This is a genomic window from Faecalibacterium gallinarum (genome assembly GCF_022180365.1).
Lineage (GTDB): Bacteria > Bacillota > Clostridia > Oscillospirales > Ruminococcaceae > Faecalibacterium > Faecalibacterium gallinarum.
The window spans coordinates 1-308 of the sequence record NZ_BQKV01000107.1; the positions used below are offsets into that span (position 1 = coordinate 1).

At 48.1% G+C, this 308-nt stretch carries 1 protein-coding gene; it reads left to right on the forward strand.

The window, feature by feature from the left end:
• A partial coding sequence (locus JCM17207_RS12705; RefSeq protein WP_238317997.1) for a hypothetical protein occupies positions 1-279 on the forward strand: 279 nt, incomplete at its 5' end.
• Positions 280-308: the final 29 nt, after the last annotated feature.

The window sequence follows — 308 nt, forward strand, 5'->3', positions numbered from 1 at the left end:
CATTTCAAAGGCCGCCAGCTACCCGCTGGACGGGGATTTTTCAAAATTTCTTTTGCCTTAGTAATCCGGGCAACAGGATTTTGGCAACCGGCGGGGCAGAGAATTTTTCCTTTCACTCCCCACACCACCGCTCTTAGAAATTTGCCAAACGGAGCAGGCAGTTTTTTCTGGCTTCACCTACCTACTACGGGTGATTTTCGATTTTGCCAAATGGACACAAAAAAAGCAGCAAATCTTTTTCAGACTTACTGCTTTCGCTGGCCGCTGGTGGGCGGCTGATATTCAGTTTTGAAAGTTCGGGTCAGGGT